The following is an 18,184-nucleotide window of genomic DNA, read 5'->3' as shown; positions in this document are numbered from 1 at the left end:
CCGATCCTGCGGGCTCCGCGGAGTCAGGCGTCGCGGCCGGGCACTCCGGCGACCTCGTCGAGAGCCGCGGTGCTGGCGGGCAGCTCGAACCAGACCGTCGCACCCGCGCCGGTCCGGGAGTCGACTCCGACGCTGCCGCCGTGGGACTCGACGATCCGCTTGACCGTCGACAGGCCCACACCATGGCCGTCGACCGGGTCGTCCGGCCCGTCGGGGTCGCTGGCCGACAGCCGGACGTAGGGAAGGAACACCGACTCCGCGTGCTGCTCGGGGATGCCGATGCCGTCGTCGTGCACGACGACCCGCCACACGTCGCCGCGCCGCTCGGCGCGCACCTCGACGCGCGGCGGGACACCGGGCCGGGTGAACTTCAGTGCGTTGTCGAGAAGGTTCACGGCGACGGCATACAGCATGTCCGGGTCGCCCGGCAGGTGCGGCAGGTCGTGCACGACGACCTCAGCCGCGGTCGCACCCACGACGGGACGCAGGTCGCTCACGGCCTGGGCGAAGACCGGGCCGAGCGGCACCCGACCGACGGCGAAGCCGCCGCCCTCGCTGGCATGGGCCAGGACACTGCGGATCAGCCGGCTCATCCGGTCGCCGGCGTCGCTGATCTCACGCACCATCTCGGCGAGCTCGGGCTGGTCGGCGACGCCGGCCTCCGACGCGAGCATCTCGGCATTGGCGCTGATCACCATGAGCGGGTTGCGCAGGTCGTGGCTGACCTGGCTCGCGAAGTGGGCCAGCGCCTCGTTGGATCGGCGCAGCTCGTCGCGGGTTCGGGTCAGCTCCCCGAGGGACTGCTCGACCTCGCGGTGGCTGAGCCGGAGCTCGAGGACGTCCATGACCCGTGCGGCGAGGACCTCGAGGGCGTGCGACTCCTCAGGCGTGGTCTCCCTCGGCTCGTCGTCGAACACACAGAGCCGACCCAACGTGACCCCGTCCGACGTCACGAGAGGTGCGGAGGCATAGAAACGGATGGAGCCGATCACGCCGGTGACGAACGGGTTGTCGGCGAAGCGGGTGTCCCGACTCGCGTCGGACACGACGACCGCCTCCGGCTCGTCCACGACGACCGCGCACATCGAGTCCTCTCGGGCGCAGATCGAGGGCTCGAAGCCGGCTGCGGCGATCTGGTGCTGCTTGTCGCTCGTGATGAGGTTGATGGCGGCGGAGCGCACACCGAAGTGGTCGGCGGCGAGCTCGACGATGGCTTGGAGGTCCTTGCCCGCAGGGTCCCTGAGGGCACCGTAACGCTCGATCTCCCGATCGCTCGCGGAGGTCTCCCTCGTCGTCGGCCCCATGCCCCAACCTTCCTGATCCGGACGTCATTTTCCCAGAACGCCGCCGCGCCCGCTCGCCGGGCCCCCCACGGAAGATATACGTGTCGCGCGAGGCTTCACAGCACAGGCTCCCTCCGCCGGACGCCATAAGGCGAAGAACCGCGCGGATCGGGCCCTGGCGCCGCAGACCTTCACGAGGCGGGGCACCCCGGGCTGCCCGGCCGCTAGCCTGATGCCCATGGCTGGCACCGAGTTCGAGAAGGCCGTCAAGGCCGTGGGCGACCTCGCCGACGACCCCGGCAACGACACCAAGCTGCGTCTCTACGCCCTCTACAAGCAGGCCACCTCAGGAGACGTCGAGGGCAAGCGCCCCGGCTTCACCAACCCCGTGGGTCGGGCCAAGCACGACGCCTGGTCCGCACTGGCCGGAACGTCGCGCGAGCAGGCCGAGGCCGACTACGTCACCGAGGTCGCGAGGCTCACCGGCGCGTGAGCCTCAGCTGAGGATGCGGTTGAGGTAGCGCTGGAGGGCGGCCGTCGTCTTCGGCCCCCACGAGCCGTCCTGGGTGGCCCCCACCTTGGCCTGAAGGGCCTTGGTGGTCTTCGGGCCGATCGAGCCGTCGGGCTGCGAGCCCACCTTGACCTGGAGCTTCTTGACGTCGGAGCGCGACCACGTGGCATCGGTGGTGCCGCCGACCCACTGTTCGACACCGATGCGGGTCAGCCGGCCCTTCTGGCCGTCGACGACGAGGGGGAAGATCGACCGGGTCGTGGAGCGCGAGACCGCGGCGGTCGTCCCGTTGGCGACGGTGAGCCCGGCGCGCTTGCCACAGGTGGGCCAGGCGCCGGGGCCCTGGGCCTTGAGCACCTTCTGCGCGATCTCGATCTGCTGGGCCTTGGGCGCGAGGTTCGCCGTGGCCCCGTAGCGCTGCCCCCCGAACGCCGTCCAGGTCGAGGCCGAGAACTGCAGCCCGCCGTAGTAGCCGTTGCCCGTGCTGATCGCCCAGTTGCCACCGCTCTCGCAGCGCGCGACCCGGTCCCAGACCGTCTCGGTGGCACCGGCACCCGTGGCCAGTCCGAGGACGGCGACCGAGGCGGTCGAGGCGAGGAGCGCGGCCCCGACGAGCGAGCGGCGGACCGGTCGGCGTCGCGTCGGATGGGCGGGGAACTCAGGGGCGAAGAGCATGACCGAAGTCCTTTGCGTCAGGGGACGACAAAGGACGCTACGTCACTTCTGTCACACAATTCAATCCAGTCACAGAACTACACGACTGTAACTTGAGTCCCACGTGTCACGCAACTCCCCGCGTCGCGTGTCGGCACCCACATGACGGGAGGAGCTAGAGCCGGCCGGACCGGAACCGGACGAAGGCTGCCCGTGACTGCGCGCTGGGGATGACGATCGACTGGCGGTCCCGGCTCCAGCCGAAGCCACCGGTCGCGACCGTGCGACCGACCTTGGTCGGGTCGACCCTGTGGAACGCCGCCGCCCACGTCAGCGCCTGGGCTGCGGTGAGGTTGGAGTCGGCGTACCTCGACACGGTCGTGAGGTGGCGCGGGACCGACGAGACGCCTTGGAGCCGCGCCTTGACGGCCGCCGCGAGAATGAGGTCGCCCTGGTGCCGCGACCGGCCGAAGTCGCCGTCGGGCAGCGTCTTGCGCTCGCGTGCGTAGCCGAGGGCCTGCGCCCCGGTGAGCAGCTGGGCGCCGGCGCCGATCATCCCCACTCCCCCGGCGGCCCGCAGCGCCTTCGGCACCGTGATCGGGATGCCACCCGCCTCGTCGACGATCTTCTCGAACCCCTCGAATCCGACCGCGACGTATCCCTCGATGGGTATGCCGGTCACCCCCGTCACGGCGTCCTGCTGCCCCTTGCCGCCACCGAAGGCGAAGGCGGCGTTGATCTTCGCGTGGCCGCCGTCGGGCATCTGCGCCCAGATGTCGCGCGGCAGGCCCATGACCCCGGCACCCCCGGCCCCGTCCATCCCGACGAGCTGGAGGGTGTCGCCACGGGTGCCCTCGAGCGGCTCGCCGACGCGCGCGTCGGACCCGATGACGAGGACGTGCCGCGGTCCCCGGCCCAGCTGTGCGGGCCGCGAGAGCGAGGGCCACCAGCCGCCGGCGACCGACCAGGCCGAGCCGGCGCCGACGAGCAGGGTCGCGTCGTCACCGCTCGTCACGACCGCGACCTTCTGCCCCTTCCACGACCCCACCGTGGCCGACCCCTCCACGGAGGGACGTCCGGCGTAGACCGACTGCAGGGCTGCGTCCATCGCCCGGTCGCCACCCTCGAGCGTCACGCTCGGGACGTCGGCGGTGGGCGTACTCGCCGTCTCCTGCGTCGGGGCGGGTATCGAGGCGGTCGGGCCGGTCGACCTGAGGGTCTCCGGCTCCTCGCCCGAGCAGGCCCCCACCACGAGCGCGAGGACGAGGGCGGGAACGACGAGGCGCGAGGACGGCATACGGACCACGCTAGGGCGTCCGGACACGAACGAGGCGGACCCGGCAGTGCCCGGGTCCGCCTCGTGAGGAGTTCGGATCAGCGCTTGTTGAGGTAGCGCTGCAGCGCCTTGGTGGTCAGCGGACCCCAGGAGCCGTCGGCGCGGGCGCCGACGATGCGCTGGAGCTTGCGGACGTCGTCGCGGCCGAAGGAGCCGTTGACCGAGCCCTTGACCTTCTTCTCCATGAGACGCGTGTCGGCGCGGCTCCACGAGCCGTTGACCGAGCCGCCGACCCAGCGCTCCACGGCACGACGCGTGGCCGGGCCCTTCTTGCCGTCGACGACGAGCTTGGTGCTGCGGACGGTGTTGCGGGAGACCTGGGTGGTCGTGCTCGGCGTCGTGCCGGTGCTGGCCGCGGCGCCGTTGGCGCGGGTCAGGCCGGCGCGCTTGCTGCAGACCGGCCACGCACCGGGGCCCTGGGACTTGAGGACCTTCTGCGCGATCTCGATCTGCTGCGCCTTGGTGGCCCTGTTGGCCGTGGCCGCGTAGCGCTGGCCGCCGTAGCCCTTCCACGTGGAATAGGAGAACTGGAGTCCGCCGTAGTAGCCGTTGCCGGTGTTGATCGACCAGTTGCCCCCGCTCTCGCAGTCGGCCACGCGGTCCCACACGGTGCCCGAGGCACTCGCGGACTGGGCGACGGCGGCTCCGCCACCGATGGCGGCGAAGGAGGTCACGGCGACACCGGCGAGGCGACGACGGACGGGCGCGGGCTTGGGGGCAGCATGCTTCGGGCTGTACGGCATCGTCAGGGGTCCTTGGGGGTGAGGTGTCGCCCGACAGGGGTTCGGGCAAGCCTGAACCGTACCCACCCCCGCCGCAGGTCACAAGACGGTCACGGACATTCACATGATTGTGAAGTTGCGGAAAGGGTCGTCGATCAGACGCGGACGCGCCGCCGCACCCGCGCCACGCGGCTGTCCCACCGCGACGCGATGATCTCGCCCAGGGTCGTCCCCGTGGCGATCGCGAGGAGCACTCCGGCGGCGCCGAGCAGGGTGGCCACACCGGCCTGGAACGACAGGGTCCCGATGTCGGACGAGCTCTCGCCGACGAGCTCGTAGAGGCCGCGGAAGATCGTCAGACCGGGCAGGAGCCCGAAGCTCGCGGGCACGACGAGGACCATCGCCGGCGCACCGAGCCGCAGCGCCACGACGCGGCCGACGAGGCCGATGGCGACAGCGGCGAGCCCGGTCGCCGTGACCGACCCGACGTCGCCCACGCGGGTCAGGACCGCGAAGACGCCCGAGCCGGCGAGCGAGAGCAGCGCGGCGGGGAGCAGGAGTCGGCGTCGGCTCTGCATCGTGACGGCACCGCACGAGCCGACGATGAGCGAACCGATGACCGCGGCCCACCACTCCGACTGCGAGGTCCGCAGGTCGAGCACCGACGGCGACACGAAGGAGAAGTCCATCGCGTCAGTGAGGCGGATCGTGGCCCCCAGCGCGACCGCGATGCCGATGATGAGTCCGGTGAGTGACACGAAGACCGCGAGCAGGCGGCCAGCGCCCGTGACGGCATACCCGGAGATGACGTCCTCGACCGCGGACGCCATGGTGCGGCCGGGAAGGAGCGCGACGATCCCTCCAGCCACGATGAACGCGAAGTCCTTGCCGCCCAAGGGGATCCACCCCATCGCACCCGCCGCGTAGGCGACCCAGGCGAGGAGCGTGGCGACGAACGCGGCCACGGCGTTGGAGTAGAAGTCGGGTAGCCGCAGCGGACCCATGACCCGCTCGACCGCCGAGACCCCGAGGACGACGAGCACGGTGAGGAACCCGGTGAACAGGGACGCGCCGATCATCACGGCAACGGCCGCGGCGAGCATCGCGGTCGCGACGGTCACCGCCCAGTCCGGCCAGGTCCGGGGCGTGCGCTTGAGGTCGCGCAGCTGCTCGGTGGCCTCCTGCAGCTCGATGTGACCGTTGACGAAGGCGTCGACGAGCTCGTGCACGGCCACCAGCCGGGCGTAGTCGTGGCGGGTCGACCGGACGACGCGCAGGGACGTCACCGAGTGCACGGCGTCGACGCGGGCGTGCACGAGCAACGACTGGAGGGTGATGTCGATCTCGACGTCGGTCAGGCCGGCGGCCGCGCAGACCGCCGCGACCGAGCCCTCGACCTGAGGGGCGCCCGCGCCGCAGCGGAGCATGAGCTCCCCGAGCCGCACCGCGAGGTCGAGCGCCTCGCGGACCCGGGCCTCCTCGGCGGCCTCGATGGCGACACGCGCGTTGCGGTAGGGCGTGCGGCGGAGCAGGTCGACGAGTGGCATGGGCTCGGTCGGCGGGCCACCCTGCAGCCGCCACTGCCGTCGTCGACGGATCTCCTCACTCACGGCAGGTTCAGCTGGTCGGCCCACGCCGTGCCGGTCGGCCACCACGAGGGCTGGCCGTCGACCACGCCCGCTGCCGCGACCGCGGCGGCGGCGACGAGCAGCAGCAGCACGAGCACCCGGCTGGCGCTGGGACCGGGGCTCACTCCCCGCATGATGCTTCGCGTCCCGCGGCGCAGGCTCGCGCCGCCGGGTCCCCACCAGGCCATGAGTCCGGCGAGCAGCCCGCCCACGGCGAGTGGCAGGAGGGCGTCGGGCTCGGGCGATCCGGTCCCGCGCACCGCGACGACCGCGAGCGCCGCGCAGAAGACCCCGGACACGGCGATGAGCGCTGGCATGATCGCGCCGAAGATCGAGGTGAGCAGTCCGAGGACGAGGTGCCACGGACCCACGAGGACGGCGACGGGGACGTCGCTCCGGCGCACACCGCGGTCGTGGCGCCGCATGATGAGCGAGGTCACCGACCGGTCGGTGGCCCGGGCGAGGGTGAACCAGAGGAGCAGGGCGGCAGCGGCGACGACCGGCACCGTCATCGCCGTTGCGACGAGGAGGGCGAGCAGCGCGGCGACGGTGCCGCTGCGGCTCGGCCGACCGATGCGCGGGTCGATGCGCGGAGCCTCGACGCCGTAGGGGTCCTCCACCCCCGGTCGCGGTCCGAAGATCGCGTCGGCGGTGTCCTGTCTCGGCGGGGGGGCCAGCTGGAGGGGAGTCACCGGTGCGAGCTGAGGGGCCGGCTGCCGTGCGGTCGCGGGCGCGGGCTGCATGCGGGGCTGGACCGCGGTGCGCGCCAGCGGCAGCACCGACGTGCGCGGCACCGCGAACGACTGGGTCGACTGCACGGGTGGCACGGGAGGCCGCGCCTGGATGACATCGGTGACGAGCCCACCGTGGGCGTAGCGCTCGAGCGCCGCCACGACGTCGCTCTGGTGCGGTCGGTCCTGCGGGTCCGGCGCGAGCGCGGCATACAGGAGGGGAGCGATCCGTCGGTCCACCCCGGCGAGGTCGGGGTCGCCGGCGGTGACGCGGGTGAGCACGACGTCCATCGGCCCGCGCCCGAAGGGCGGGTGGCCGGAGGCGGCATAGGCGAGTGTGGCCGCCCAACCCCACCAGTCGGTGGCGGGCGACACGGGCTGGCCCTCGACGACCTCGGGAGAGAGGTAGCCGGGCGTGCCCATGACGAGGCCCGTCATCGTCAGCCGGATGTCGTCGGTGACGTGGGCGATGCCGAAGTCGATGACGACCGGGTCGCCGTCGACCATGAGGACGTTGCCGGGCTTGAGGTCGCGGTGGATGACGTCGCTGTCGTGGATGACGTCGAGGGCCTCGGCGAGGCCACGACCGAGACGGTGCAGGTCGTCGGCGCCCATCGGTCCGCCGGCGGCGACGACCTCGTCGAGCGGTGGCCCGGGGACGTAGCGCGTGACGATGAACGGCCGTTCGCCGTCGATGTCGGCGTCGATGACCGGCGCGACCCGGGGACTGCGGATCCGGCTCAGGGTGTCGACCTCGCGCGAGAGCCGGGCACGGGCGGCGGGGTCGTGAGCGACGTGCGGGCGCAGCACCTTGATCGCGACGGCCTTGCCCTGGCGGTCCAGCGCGAGGTGCACGACGCCCATCCCGCCCTCGCCGAGGCGCTGGACGAGTCGGTAGGAGCCCAGCAAGGAGTGCTCGGGCAGTGCGTCCCTCCCACCCGGCTCGTCGAGGATCTCGGCGGTCATGACAGACACGGTATGCCGTCAGCCTGAGCGGAACCTGTCCGAACCGCCGAAGCGGCGTGTTACGGATGTGTCGGATGTGACTGGGGAGGGACGTCGGGCAGTCGGTCACGCAGCTCACTCCGGGAGGTGATGTCGAGCTTCGTGTAGACGTGGCGCAGGTGGTACTCGACCGTCTTGGGGCTGAGGAAGAGGGCTGCGGCGACCTCTCGGGTGGTGCGCCCCTCGGCGAGGAGCCCGGCGATCTGCAGCTCGCGGGCGGTGAGCTCGAGGACCGGGCCCGACCGGCGGGCCCGCGAGCGCAGCCCCGTCGCCTCGAGCTCGGCCGAGGCCGCGTCAGCCCACAGCCGGGCGCCGAGCCGCTCGAAGTCCGAGCGCGCCTCCTCGAGCGGGACGCGGGCGTCGACGCGCCGGCGGGCGCGACGCAGACGAGCGCCCCACACGAGGAGCGTGCGGGCCCTCTCGAACGGGTCCGAGCCCTCGTCGTGCAGCCGCAGGGCCTCAGTGAACCGCTCGTCGACCTCGTCGTCGTCGCCCAGCAGGGCGACGGCCCGGGCGCCCCGCGCCAGCGACCAGGGCCGGGCCTTGCGTCGCGCCGTCGCGAGGAACGCCTCGTGCACCTCGACCGCACGCTCCCGCTCCCCCGCCCGCAGGAGCGCCTCGACGAGCTCGGGTCCCGGCGACAGGTCCGGGTCGCCGACGTCGAGGGCGTCGAGCTGCTCGACCACGGTGGTGAACCCCGAGATCGCCGAGCCGACCTCGCCGAGTGAGAGGTCGAGCTCGGCGACCGCGAAGCCCGCCCACACGGACGCGATCCGCAGGTCACGCCCCTCCCCCACGGCCACCGCCTGGGCGGCGAGGCGTCGGCACTCCTCCCGCCGTCCCTGCCGCGCATGGAGCAGGGCCAGGCCGCTCAGCGATGCCCCGAGCTCGGTGAGCTGACCGAACTCGTGGGCGAGCTCGACCGCCTCGCCGTAGGACGCCTCCGCCGACGACCAGCGGTCGGTCGTCGCGTCGTGGCGGGCGAGGTGGAAGAGCAGGTGCGGCAGCTGGCCCATCTCGGAGCTGCGGCGGCGCGTCTCGATGGTGTCGCGAAGGACCTGGCGCACCCCGCCCGACTCCCGCAGGTAGAGCAGACCGGTGAGCGCCCAGTCCGCCTCCTGGGGCGTGGGCGCCCTCTCCCCGACGAGTGCCTCGACACCCCTGCGCAGGTGCTCGGCGCCCGGCTCGCCCGCGATCCCCCGAGCCATCCCGATGGCGATCGTGGCGATCGCCACGCTCGAGGAGTGGGAGGGAAGGAACGCGAGAGCGCCCCCGCGGGGCGGTCGGTCGGCGGTGGTGCGGTCCTCGAGGTCGGCGAGCCGGTCCTCGAGGTCGGCAAGCCGGTCAACGAGGGCGAAGAGCCGGTCGGCCGCAGCGAGGGCCGACCGTGCGTCGAGGAGGTAGAAGCAGGAGTCGACGGCCCCGGCATACATGCCGACCGCCTCCACGGGTGCGGCCTCCTCGGCCTCGGCCGCCGCCGCGAGCAGGAGATCGCGCGCCTCCCCCATGGAACCTCCCCGGGCAGCGACCTGGCCGGCCATGGCGCGGGCGCGGGCACGCTGCACCGCATCCGGCGCGTGGCGCACGGCCTCGTCGAGGAGCGCGGGTGCGCGGGAGTCCTCCCCGGCCAGCCACGCTGCCTCACCGGCGGCGAGGAAGCGACGGGCTCGCGCCGAGGATTCCGTGGAGAGGGTTCCTGCGCGCTCGTGCGCCAGGGACGCCACCGCGAACGCACCACGCATGGAGGCGCGGCGGCCCACGGCGTCGAGCTCGGCCGCCACCTCGTCGTCGAGTCCGAGGGTCGCCTCGCTCCGGTGCCAGGCACGGCGGTCGGCCTCGCCGGGTGGGACCGCGTCGGCGGCCAGCGCGTGCAGCCGGCGGCGCTCGACGGCCGGGATGCCTGCCACCACGGCCGACCCGACGAGGGGGTGGGTGAACTCGACCCGGTAGGGCGTGAGCGTGACGATCCGCAGACCCTCCGCCCGCTCGAGTCCGTCGAGGCGCAGGCCGAGGGACTGGCAGACCGCGGCGACCGTCGGGAGGTCGCCACCCGTCACACCGACGACACGCAGCACCTGCAGCTCGTCGGGATCGAGCCCGGCGACCCGGCGGGCGAAGGTGTCGGCGACGACCTGCGGCACCTCGAGCGCGTGGGCGAACGGAGCGCGTCCGACGGCATCGGGCTCCTGCGCGAGGGCCCGGATCGCGAGCGGGTTGCCGGCGCCGGCCTCGGCCACCCGCCGCCGCTGCTCGGCGCTCAGACCCGTCGGCGCCGCGTCGTCCGCGAGGAGCTCGGCCGCGGCCGACGCGATCGGCTGCAGGTGCAGGGTCGGCAGGTCCGACCAGGCATCCGACTCCCCCGGCCGGGTCGCGGCGAGGACGAGGACGGAGTCGACGAGGACGCGGCGGGCGACGAAGGCGAGCGCCTGCGCCGAGGAGGTGTCGAGGAGGTGGGCGTCGTCCACGACGAGGGCCACCGGGCCCGACTCGGCTGCCCGGGTCACGAGGGTGAGCGCGGCCGCGGACACCGCGAACCGGTCCGCGACACCCTCCGCCCGCAGCGCCAGCGCGACGCCGAGGGCGTACGCCTGGGGTTCGGGCAGGTCGTCGATGGCCGGCAGGAGGGGCTGCAGGACCCGGGCCAGACCGGCGAACGGCAGCTCGCGCTCGTCCGGGGTGCCGACGCAGCGCAGGACCCGGAACCCGGTGGCGAGCTCCACGGCGTGGGCGAGCAGCGCACTCTTGCCGATGCCGGCGTCGCCGCTGAGGACGAGCACGCCGCTCTGACCCACCCGCGCACCGGAGACCAGCGCATCGAGGGTGCGCTGCTCGTCCTCCCGGCCCATCAGCACCTTCTGATGCTAGGGCCGAGGGCTCACCCGGGCGAGGGACCAGGGGGGTCCCCTGATGCGACCCGGGCACCCGCGCCGCGAGCCTCGAAGGGACAGGCCGCGGCACCCGCCGGGCCACCGGACGAGGAGGACCTCATGAGCACCGACACCACCACCCCTGCCATCGACATGGATGCCCTCATGGGCTTCGTGTTCCGCGCCGTCGACGAGGTCGGCGCCGCTCTCAACTGCGCCCTCGTCGTCATGGGCGACAAGCTCGGCTACTACCGGGCGCTGGCCGACCACGGCCCGACCGCGGCACCGGACCTCGCCCGGCGGACGGGGACGGGCGAGCGCTACGCGACCGAGTGGCTCAACGCCCAGGCAGCAGGCGGGTTCGTGACCTACGACCCGGCGACCCGCACCTACACGCTCCCCGCCGAGCACGCCGTGGCGCTCACCGACGAGAGCAGCCCGGCATACCTTCCGGGTTTCTTCCAGATCGCGTTCGGCACCGTGCGCGACGCCGACCGCATCGTCGACAAGGCGCGCGACGGCGACGGTCTCGGCTGGGGCGAGCACAACAGCGACGTCCACGACGGCTGCGAGCGCTTCTTCCGGCCCGGCTACGCGGCGAACCTCGTCGGCGAGTGGCTCCCCGCCCTCGACGGAGTCGTCGCGAAGCTGACCGCCGGCGGGTCGGTCCACGACCTCGGGTGCGGGCACGGCTCCTCGACGATCCTCATGGCGCAGGCCTTCCCCGCATCGACCTTCGTGGGCTCCGACGCGCACGCCCCATCGATCGAGGTGGCCCGCGAGCGCGCCGCCGAAGCCGGTGTCGCACAACGCATCCAGTGGGAGGTCGCCTCTGCCACCACGCTCCCCGGGACCGGCTACGACCTCGTGACCACCTTCGACGCCCTGCACGACATGGGCGACCCCGTGGGAGCGGCTCGCCGGGTGCACGACGCCCTCGCCGACGACGGCACGTGGATGGTCGTCGAGCCGGTCGCCGGGGACCACGTCGAGGACAACCTCAACCCCGTGGGCCGCGCCTACTATGGGTTCTCCACCCTGCTCTGCACCCCCGGGTCGCTCTCACAGGACGTCGGGCTCGCCATCGGCACCCAGGCCGGCCCGGCGAGGATCCGGGACATCGTCACCACCGCCGGGTTCGGCTCGTTCCGGATCGCGGCCACCACACCGTTCAACAACGTGTTCGAGGTGAGGAAGTGACCGTCGAGGCCCCCACTTCCGGCACTTCCGGCACCACCGGTACTGTCGGCGTCCGGCTCGGCGACGCGGCGGGTCCGGGCAGCCGGGCCCGCCTGCCCGACGACAGCGGCGTCACGACCCGCGACGGCGTCCAGCTCACCTGGGAGACGTTCGGCTGCGGCGCCACCACCCTGCTGCTCATGCCGACCTGGTCGATCGTCCCGTCGCGGATCTGGAAGGGCCAGGTCGCCTACCTCGCCCGCCACTTCCGAGTCGTGACGTTCGACGGGCGCGGAAGTGGCGCCTCCGGGCGTCCGACCGGTGCCACGGCATACACGAACGAGGAGTACGCCGCCGACGCCGTCGCCGTCATGGACGCTGCGGGGGTCGAGCAGGCCGTCCTCGTGTCGTTGTCGTGCGGCGGCGCGTGGTCGGTGCACGTCGCGACGAGCCACCCCGAGCGGGTGCTCGGCCTCTTCGCCATCGCGCCCTCGTGCGGCTTCGCCCTCGAGGACCCGCACCGCGACCACGTCCCCTGGGACGAGCGGCTCCCCAGCGCGCACGGGTGGGAGAAGTACAACAAGTACTACTGGCTCGAGGGCGACTACGACGACTTCGTGCGCTTCTTCTTCCGGCAGATGTTCAGCGAGCCGCACTCGACGAAGCAGATCGAGGACGCCGTCGCCTGGGGGCACGAGATCTCACCGCAGACCCTGGCCGACACCACGGCCGGGCGCATCGGGTGCGACGGCGCGGTGTGCTCCGACATCGAGGCCCTCTGCCGGCGGGTGACCCAGCCGGTCACGGTGCTGCACGGCTCGGACGACCGCATCCGTTCCCTGCAGTACGGCGAGCGCCTGGCCGAGCTCACCGGTGGCGAGCTCGTCGTCGTCGAGGGCGCCGGCCACGGCCCGCTCGCGCGCGACCCCGTTCTGGTCAACCACGAGATCCGGCGCTTCGCGCAACGTTTCGACGGGTATGCCGTGCGCCCCCGTCCCGCTCCCGGCGCGACGCCCGCGGGAGGCGCCGTGGACCGTCGGCGCACCCATGTCCGGGCCGCCTCGCGTCGCAAGCAGGCGCTCTACATCTCCTCGCCGATCGGACTCGGTCACGCGCGAAGAGACCTCGCCGTCGCCGACGAGCTGAGAACCCTCCACCCCGACCTCGACATCCAGTGGCTCGCCCAGGACCCCGTGACCCGGGTCCTCGCCGCGCGTGGTGAGTCGGTCCACCCCGCATCGGCCCACCTCGCCAGCGAGTCGGGCCACGTCGAGAGCGAGTCGGGCGAGCACGACCTCCACGCGTTCCGGGCGCTGCGCCGGATGGACGAGATCCTCGTCAACAACTTCATGGTGTTCGACGAGCTCATGGAGCGCGAGCCGTTCGACCTCGTCATCGGCGACGAGGCGTGGGACGTCGACTACTTCCTGCACGAGAACCCCGAGCTCAAGCGAGCCCGCTACGCGTGGTTCACCGACTTCGTCGGTTGGCTGCCGATGCCTGACGGTGGGGACGAGGAGGCCTCTCTCACAGCGGATCTCAACGCGGAGATGCTCGAGCAGCGAGCGAGGTTCCGGGGGCTGCGGGACCGCTCGATCTTCGTCGGCAACCCCGACGACATCGTCCCCGACTCCTTCGGATCGGGGCTGCCGTCGATCCGGGAGTGGACGGAGAGCGAGTTTGACTTCGCCGGCTACGTCACGGGGTTCGACCCGACGGCCTACGACATCGGGGCCCTGCGGGAGCGACTCGGCCACGACCAGGACGAGCGGGTGTGCGTCGTCTCTGTCGGGGGCTCGGGCGTCGGACTGCCCCTGCTGAGAAGGGTGCTCGACGCCGTGCCGCTGGCGCGACGGGTCGTGCCCGAGCTCCGATTCGTCATCGTCACCGGGCCGCGGATCGACCCCCGCTCCCTGCCGGAGACCGACGGGGTCGAGGTCGTCGGCTTCCTCCCCGACCTCACCGAGCACCTGGCGGCGAGCGACGTCGCGCTCACCCAGGGCGGGCTGACGACGTGCATGGAGCTGACCGCCCTGCGCAAGCCGTTCCTCCACGTCCCGTTGCGCCACCACTTCGAGCAGAACTTCCACGTGCGACGCCGACTCGAGCGGTACCGCGCCGGGACCTGCCTCGACTACTCGCTCGCCACCGACCCGGACGCCCTGGCATCGATGCTCGTCAAGGAGCTCGACCGCGCCGTCGACTACCGCCCCGTCGAGACCGACGGCGCGGCGAGGGCTGCGGCGATGCTCGCCGAGCTCCTCTGACCGCGCACGGGTCGCGGGCGCGCCCCGGCCGATTGGCTACTGCTGGATGTAGGCGCTCAGCTGGTCGCGCTCGGCCTGCAGGTCAGTGATCCGGTGCTTGACGACGTCACCGATGCTCACGATCGCCGCGAGCTTGCCGTCGACGAGAACGGGGACGTGGCGGAAGCGGTTCTCGGTCATCGTGTGCTCGAGGTCGGTGAGCTCGTCCTCGGGTGAGCAGGTCTGCACCTCGGCGGTCATGATCGCCGACACGTCCTCGTCGAGCACGGCCGCGCCCCGCTTCTGGAGGTGGCGCACGACATCGCGCTCGCTGACGATTCCGGCGATGGTCTCGCCGTCGTCACTCACCACGACGGCGCCGATGCGGTGCTCGGCGAGCAGGTCGAGGAGTGCGGTGACACTGGCGTCGGAGCGCACCGTGACGACGGTGCCTCCCTTGCGCTTCACGACGTCGGAAATCCTCATGTGCCGACGGTAGTGCTCCCGGCGGGGCCGCGCCAGACTTCCGCGACGCGCGGACCGCGCCTCCGCTACGCGCGCACCGCACCTCCGCCACGCGCGCACCGCCTGACCTGCGGACACGGCGTGACAGGAGCGGACGGCATACGGCATGCTGGCCACAACCGCCGACACGGACGTCGGCGGGTTTTCCCTTTACAACGGATCGTCCGGCACGTTCCTGCCGGTGAAGGAAGGCAATGACGCCATGGCAACTGTGAAGTTCGACGAAGCGACCCGGATCTACCCGGGCAACGACACCCCGTCGGTCGACCGGCTCAACATCGACATCCAGGACGGCGAGTTCCTCGTCCTCGTCGGCCCCTCCGGATGTGGCAAGTCCACCTCCCTGCGCATGCTCGCCGGCCTCGAGGAGGTCAACGGCGGCAAGATCTGGATCGGTGACCGCGACGTCACCAACCTGTCCCCCAAGGACCGCGACGTCGCCATGGTCTTCCAGAACTACGCGCTCTACCCGCACATGAGCGTCGCCGACAACATGGGCTTCGCGCTCAAGATCGCCGGCACCGACAAGGCCGAGATCCGCAAGCGTGTCGAGGAGGCCGCCAAGATCCTCGACCTCACCCAGTACCTCGACCGCAAGCCCAAGGCCCTCTCCGGTGGCCAGCGCCAGCGCGTCGCCATGGGTCGTGCGATCGTCCGCTCGCCCCAGGTCTTCCTCATGGACGAGCCGCTGTCCAACCTCGACGCCAAGCTCCGCGTGCAGACCCGCACGCAGATCGCGTCGCTGCAGCGCCGGCTCGGCGTCACCACGGTCTACGTCACCCACGACCAGACCGAGGCCATGACGATGGGCGACCGCATTGCGGTGCTCAAGGACGGCATCCTCCAGCAGTGCGCCACCCCGCGCGAGATGTACGACTCCCCCGCCAACGTCTTCGTGGCCGGCTTCATCGGCTCGCCCGCGATGAACCTCGTCTCGGTGCCCGTCACCGACGGTGGCGTGAAGTTCGGCTCGCACACCCTCCCCGTGGCCCGTGACGCGCTCTCCGATGGGGGCACCAACCTCATCGTCGGTGTCCGCCCCGAGGACGTCGAGGTCGGCAGCGAGGGCAACGGTCTCGAGCTCACCGTCGACGTCGTCGAGGAACTCGGCGCCGACGCCTACGTCTACGGCACGCCCACCGACAGCGCCATCAAGCTCGAGGGTGGCGACGACGCGCTCGTCAAGCCTTTCATCGCCCGCGTCGACGGTCGCCGGGTCCCGATGAAGGGCGAGAAGATCTGGGTCCAGCCCAACGCCAGCCACATGCACGTCTTCAACGCGGAGTCCGGCGCACGCCTGAGCCACTGACGCCACACGCTGCATCGTCGGGGGTGCCAAGAGCTCGGTATGCCGTGCGCTTGGCACCCCCGACGCGTTCCGCCCCCGTGGTTCCCGCGTTCTCCCTCCGGAGGTGACCGATGGCCCTGCAGATCACGACCGCCCGCCCGGACCCGACCCTCCTCGACCTGCCGTGGTCGACCCCGCTCGAGGACTGGCCCGACAACCACCTCGCCGCCCTGCCCCGCGGCATCTCCCGGCACGTCGTCCGGTTCGTCCGCCTGTCCGGCCGCGTCATCGCCGTCAAGGAGATCAAGGAGGACATCGCCCGCCGCGAGTACGCCATGCTGCGCAACCTGCGCCGCCTCGACCAGCCCTCCGTGGAGCCGTTCGGCATCGTGAGCGGCCGGGTGGCCGCCGACGGGACCCCGCTCGATGCGTGCCTCCTCACCCGTCACCTCAAGTTCTCGTTGCCCTACCGCGCCCTGTTCTCGCAGGGCCTGCGACCGGGCACCGAGACCCGGCTCATCGACGCTCTCGCCGTGCTGCTCGTCCGTCTCCACCTCACCGGCTTCTGGTGGGGCGACGTGTCGCTGTCCAACACCCTCTTCCGCCGCGACGCGGGCAGCTTCGCCGCGTGGCTCGTCGACGCCGAGACGGGCGAGCTCTTCCCCAGCCTCACCGACGGGCAGCGGGCCCACGACCTCGAGATCGCCCGGGTCAACATCGCCGGCGAGCTCATGGACCTCCAGGCCGGTGAGCTCCTCGACGCCAGCATCGACCCGGTCGAGATCTCCAACCGCATCGTCACCCGCTACGAGGAGCTGTGGGCCGAGCTCACCGAGACCGAGGAGTTCGACACCGGTGAGCGCTGGCGGGTCGAGGAGCGCATTCGCCGCCTCAACCTGCTCGGGTTCGACGTCGACGAGCTCGCGATCACCACCGACATCGACGGCACGACGATCAGCATCCAGCCCAAGGTCGTCGACGCCGGCCACCACTCCCGACGCCTGCTGCGGCTCACCGGGCTCGACGTCGGCGAGGGCCAGGCCCGGCGGCTGCTCAACGACCTCGACGGCTACCGTGCCGCGAGCGACCGGCAGAACGACGACGAGGAGCTCGTCGCCCACGACTGGCTCACCCGCATCTACGAGCCCATCACGCGCCGCGTGCCCCGCGAGCTGTCCGGCAAGCTCGAGCCCGCCGAGCTCTTCCACGAGGTGCTCGAGCACCGCTGGTACATGGCCGAGCGCGAGCAGCAGGACGTGCCGATCGAGCGCGCCATCGAGGACTACGTGCGTTCGATCCTGCCGGGCAAGCCCGACGAGGCGTCGGTCGTCGGCGTCGACACCGTCGAGATGCCGGTCATCGCCGACTGAGCGGCCTCCCGGACGCACGCCCCACCCGTCACTAGGATCAGGGCGTCCAGCACGAGATCCCACAGGGGGAAGCACCCGCATGTCCGAGCCGTACGACCCGAACCAGCAGCCGCAGGGCGAGCCGACGCCGAACGTGGCGCCACCGGCCGGGCCACCCGCGCCGCGTGAGCGCTACACACCCGAGCCGCCCGCATGGCACCGCGAGCCGGGCCAGCCCGAGCCCGCCCCGTCGCAGCCGTATGCCGGTGGCGCACCTGCCGCTCCCGCCTACCAGTCCGCGCCGGGCATGAACCCCTACGGCGGCGGCCAGGTGTGGCCGGGGTCCAAGGCGTACGTCGAGCAGAACTTCGGCAGGGTCGCCGGGTTCGGCAGCCGCGCCGGCGCCCTGATCATCGACACCCTCATCACGCTGCTCGGCCTCATCCCGTTCATCCTCGGCGCCGTCCTGCTCGTCACCGCGGCTCCGGACGTGGACGCGGCCGGCTACACGGTGCCCGGCACCGCCGACGGTGGCCTCGCCGCGAGCGGCGGCATCCTGCTGGGCCTCGGCGTGCTGCTCATGATCGGCCTGCAGATCTGGAACCGCATCTTCAAGATGGGTCGCACCGGTCAGAGCGTCGGCAAGAAGGTCATGGGGCTCAAGCTCATCAACGAGCAGACCGGCCAGCCGATCGGTGCCATGCAGTCATTCCTGCGCGAGCTGCTCGGCGGTCTCATCAACCAGGTCTTCTACCTGAGCTACCTCTGGATGCTCTGGGACGACAACATGCAGACGCTCGCCGACAAGGTCGTCCACTCGACCGTCATCGAGCTCCCCAAGTCCTGACCCCGGGCTCCCC

Annotated in this window: 14 protein-coding genes; 6 read left to right on the top strand and 8 right to left on the bottom strand. The window is 72.0% G+C overall.

Annotated features, from left to right (window positions below; translation table 11 throughout):
• Nucleotides 1-23 precede the first annotated feature (23 nt).
• Nucleotides 24-1,304, bottom strand: a complete 1,281-nt coding sequence (locus ACSQ11_RS08520) for a sensor histidine kinase (protein ID WP_436004707.1) — start codon at nt 1,302-1,304, stop codon at nt 24-26.
• Between the two features lie 217 nt (nt 1,305-1,521).
• Between ACSQ11_RS08520 and ACSQ11_RS08515 the strand changes: the two genes are divergently transcribed.
• The gene (locus tag ACSQ11_RS08515; protein WP_436004706.1) at nt 1,522-1,776 is read left to right on the top strand and encodes an acyl-CoA-binding protein; all 255 of its coding nucleotides are present in this window, start codon (nt 1,522-1,524) and stop codon (nt 1,774-1,776) included.
• A gap of 3 nt (nt 1,777-1,779) precedes the next feature.
• Here ACSQ11_RS08515 and ACSQ11_RS08510 read toward each other — a convergent pair whose 3' ends face one another.
• The 6 genes from ACSQ11_RS08510 to ACSQ11_RS08485 form a co-directional block, all read right to left on the bottom strand.
• On the bottom strand, nt 1,780-2,469 hold the full coding sequence (locus tag ACSQ11_RS08510; protein WP_436004705.1) for a transglycosylase family protein: 690 nt from the start codon (nt 2,467-2,469) through the stop codon (nt 1,780-1,782).
• 154 nt (nt 2,470-2,623) lie between these two features.
• On the bottom strand, nt 2,624-3,745 hold the full coding sequence (locus tag ACSQ11_RS08505) for an LCP family glycopolymer transferase (RefSeq protein WP_436004704.1): 1,122 nt from the start codon (nt 3,743-3,745) through the stop codon (nt 2,624-2,626).
• Between the two features lie 77 nt (nt 3,746-3,822).
• Nucleotides 3,823-4,527 (bottom strand): transglycosylase family protein, encoded by a 705-nt coding sequence (locus ACSQ11_RS08500; RefSeq protein WP_436004703.1) that lies wholly within the window; start codon nt 4,525-4,527, stop codon nt 3,823-3,825.
• Between the two features lie 134 nt (nt 4,528-4,661).
• Nucleotides 4,662-6,116 carry a threonine/serine ThrE exporter family protein gene (locus ACSQ11_RS08495; protein ID WP_436004702.1) on the bottom strand — a complete coding sequence of 485 codons (1,455 nt, stop codon included), beginning with the start codon at nt 6,114-6,116 and terminating at the stop codon, nt 4,662-4,664.
• On the bottom strand, nt 6,113-7,831 hold the full coding sequence (locus ACSQ11_RS08490) for a protein kinase domain-containing protein (RefSeq protein WP_436004701.1): 1,719 nt from the start codon (nt 7,829-7,831) through the stop codon (nt 6,113-6,115). The genes ACSQ11_RS08495 and ACSQ11_RS08490 overlap by 4 nt, the downstream gene beginning before the upstream one ends.
• Nucleotides 7,832-7,890: 59 nt before the next feature.
• Nucleotides 7,891-10,716: a helix-turn-helix transcriptional regulator gene (locus tag ACSQ11_RS08485; protein WP_436006731.1), complete on the bottom strand. Its 2,826-nt coding sequence runs from the start codon at nt 10,714-10,716 to the stop codon at nt 7,891-7,893.
• A 141-nt stretch (nt 10,717-10,857) separates the two neighbouring features.
• On the opposite strand from ACSQ11_RS08485, the gene ACSQ11_RS08480 reads away from it, so the two are divergent.
• The gene (locus ACSQ11_RS08480; protein ID WP_436004700.1) at nt 10,858-11,937 is read left to right on the top strand and encodes a class I SAM-dependent methyltransferase; all 1,080 of its coding nucleotides are present in this window, start codon (nt 10,858-10,860) and stop codon (nt 11,935-11,937) included.
• The gene (locus ACSQ11_RS08475; protein WP_436004699.1) at nt 11,934-14,183 is read left to right on the top strand and encodes an alpha/beta fold hydrolase; all 2,250 of its coding nucleotides are present in this window, start codon (nt 11,934-11,936) and stop codon (nt 14,181-14,183) included. Before ACSQ11_RS08480 ends, ACSQ11_RS08475 begins: the two co-directional genes overlap by 4 nt.
• Nucleotides 14,184-14,219: 36 nt before the next feature.
• Here the strand turns inward: ACSQ11_RS08475 and ACSQ11_RS08470 are convergent, their stop codons facing one another.
• Nucleotides 14,220-14,648 (bottom strand): CBS domain-containing protein, encoded by a 429-nt coding sequence (locus tag ACSQ11_RS08470; protein ID WP_436004698.1) that lies wholly within the window; start codon nt 14,646-14,648, stop codon nt 14,220-14,222.
• A gap of 241 nt (nt 14,649-14,889) precedes the next feature.
• Here ACSQ11_RS08470 and ACSQ11_RS08465 point away from each other — a divergent pair, with 241 nt between their 5' ends.
• From ACSQ11_RS08465 to ACSQ11_RS08455, 3 genes are all read left to right on the top strand, one after another.
• The gene (locus ACSQ11_RS08465) at nt 14,890-15,996 is read left to right on the top strand and encodes an ABC transporter ATP-binding protein (RefSeq protein ID WP_436004697.1); all 1,107 of its coding nucleotides are present in this window, start codon (nt 14,890-14,892) and stop codon (nt 15,994-15,996) included.
• A gap of 110 nt (nt 15,997-16,106) precedes the next feature.
• Nucleotides 16,107-17,345, top strand: a complete 1,239-nt coding sequence (locus ACSQ11_RS08460) for a DUF4032 domain-containing protein (protein WP_436004696.1) — start codon at nt 16,107-16,109, stop codon at nt 17,343-17,345.
• 79 nt (nt 17,346-17,424) lie between these two features.
• Nucleotides 17,425-18,171, top strand: coding sequence for an RDD family protein (locus ACSQ11_RS08455; protein WP_436004695.1), 747 nt, complete (start codon nt 17,425-17,427; stop codon nt 18,169-18,171).
• The last annotated feature ends 13 nt before the right edge of the window (nt 18,172-18,184 follow it).

This window comes from Knoellia sp. LjRoot47, from assembly GCF_964253435.1.
Classification (GTDB): Bacteria; Actinomycetota; Actinomycetes; order Actinomycetales; family Dermatophilaceae; genus Knoellia.
Note: the sequence above shows the minus strand (reverse complement) of the source record. Positions and strands in the feature narration are given on the sequence as shown.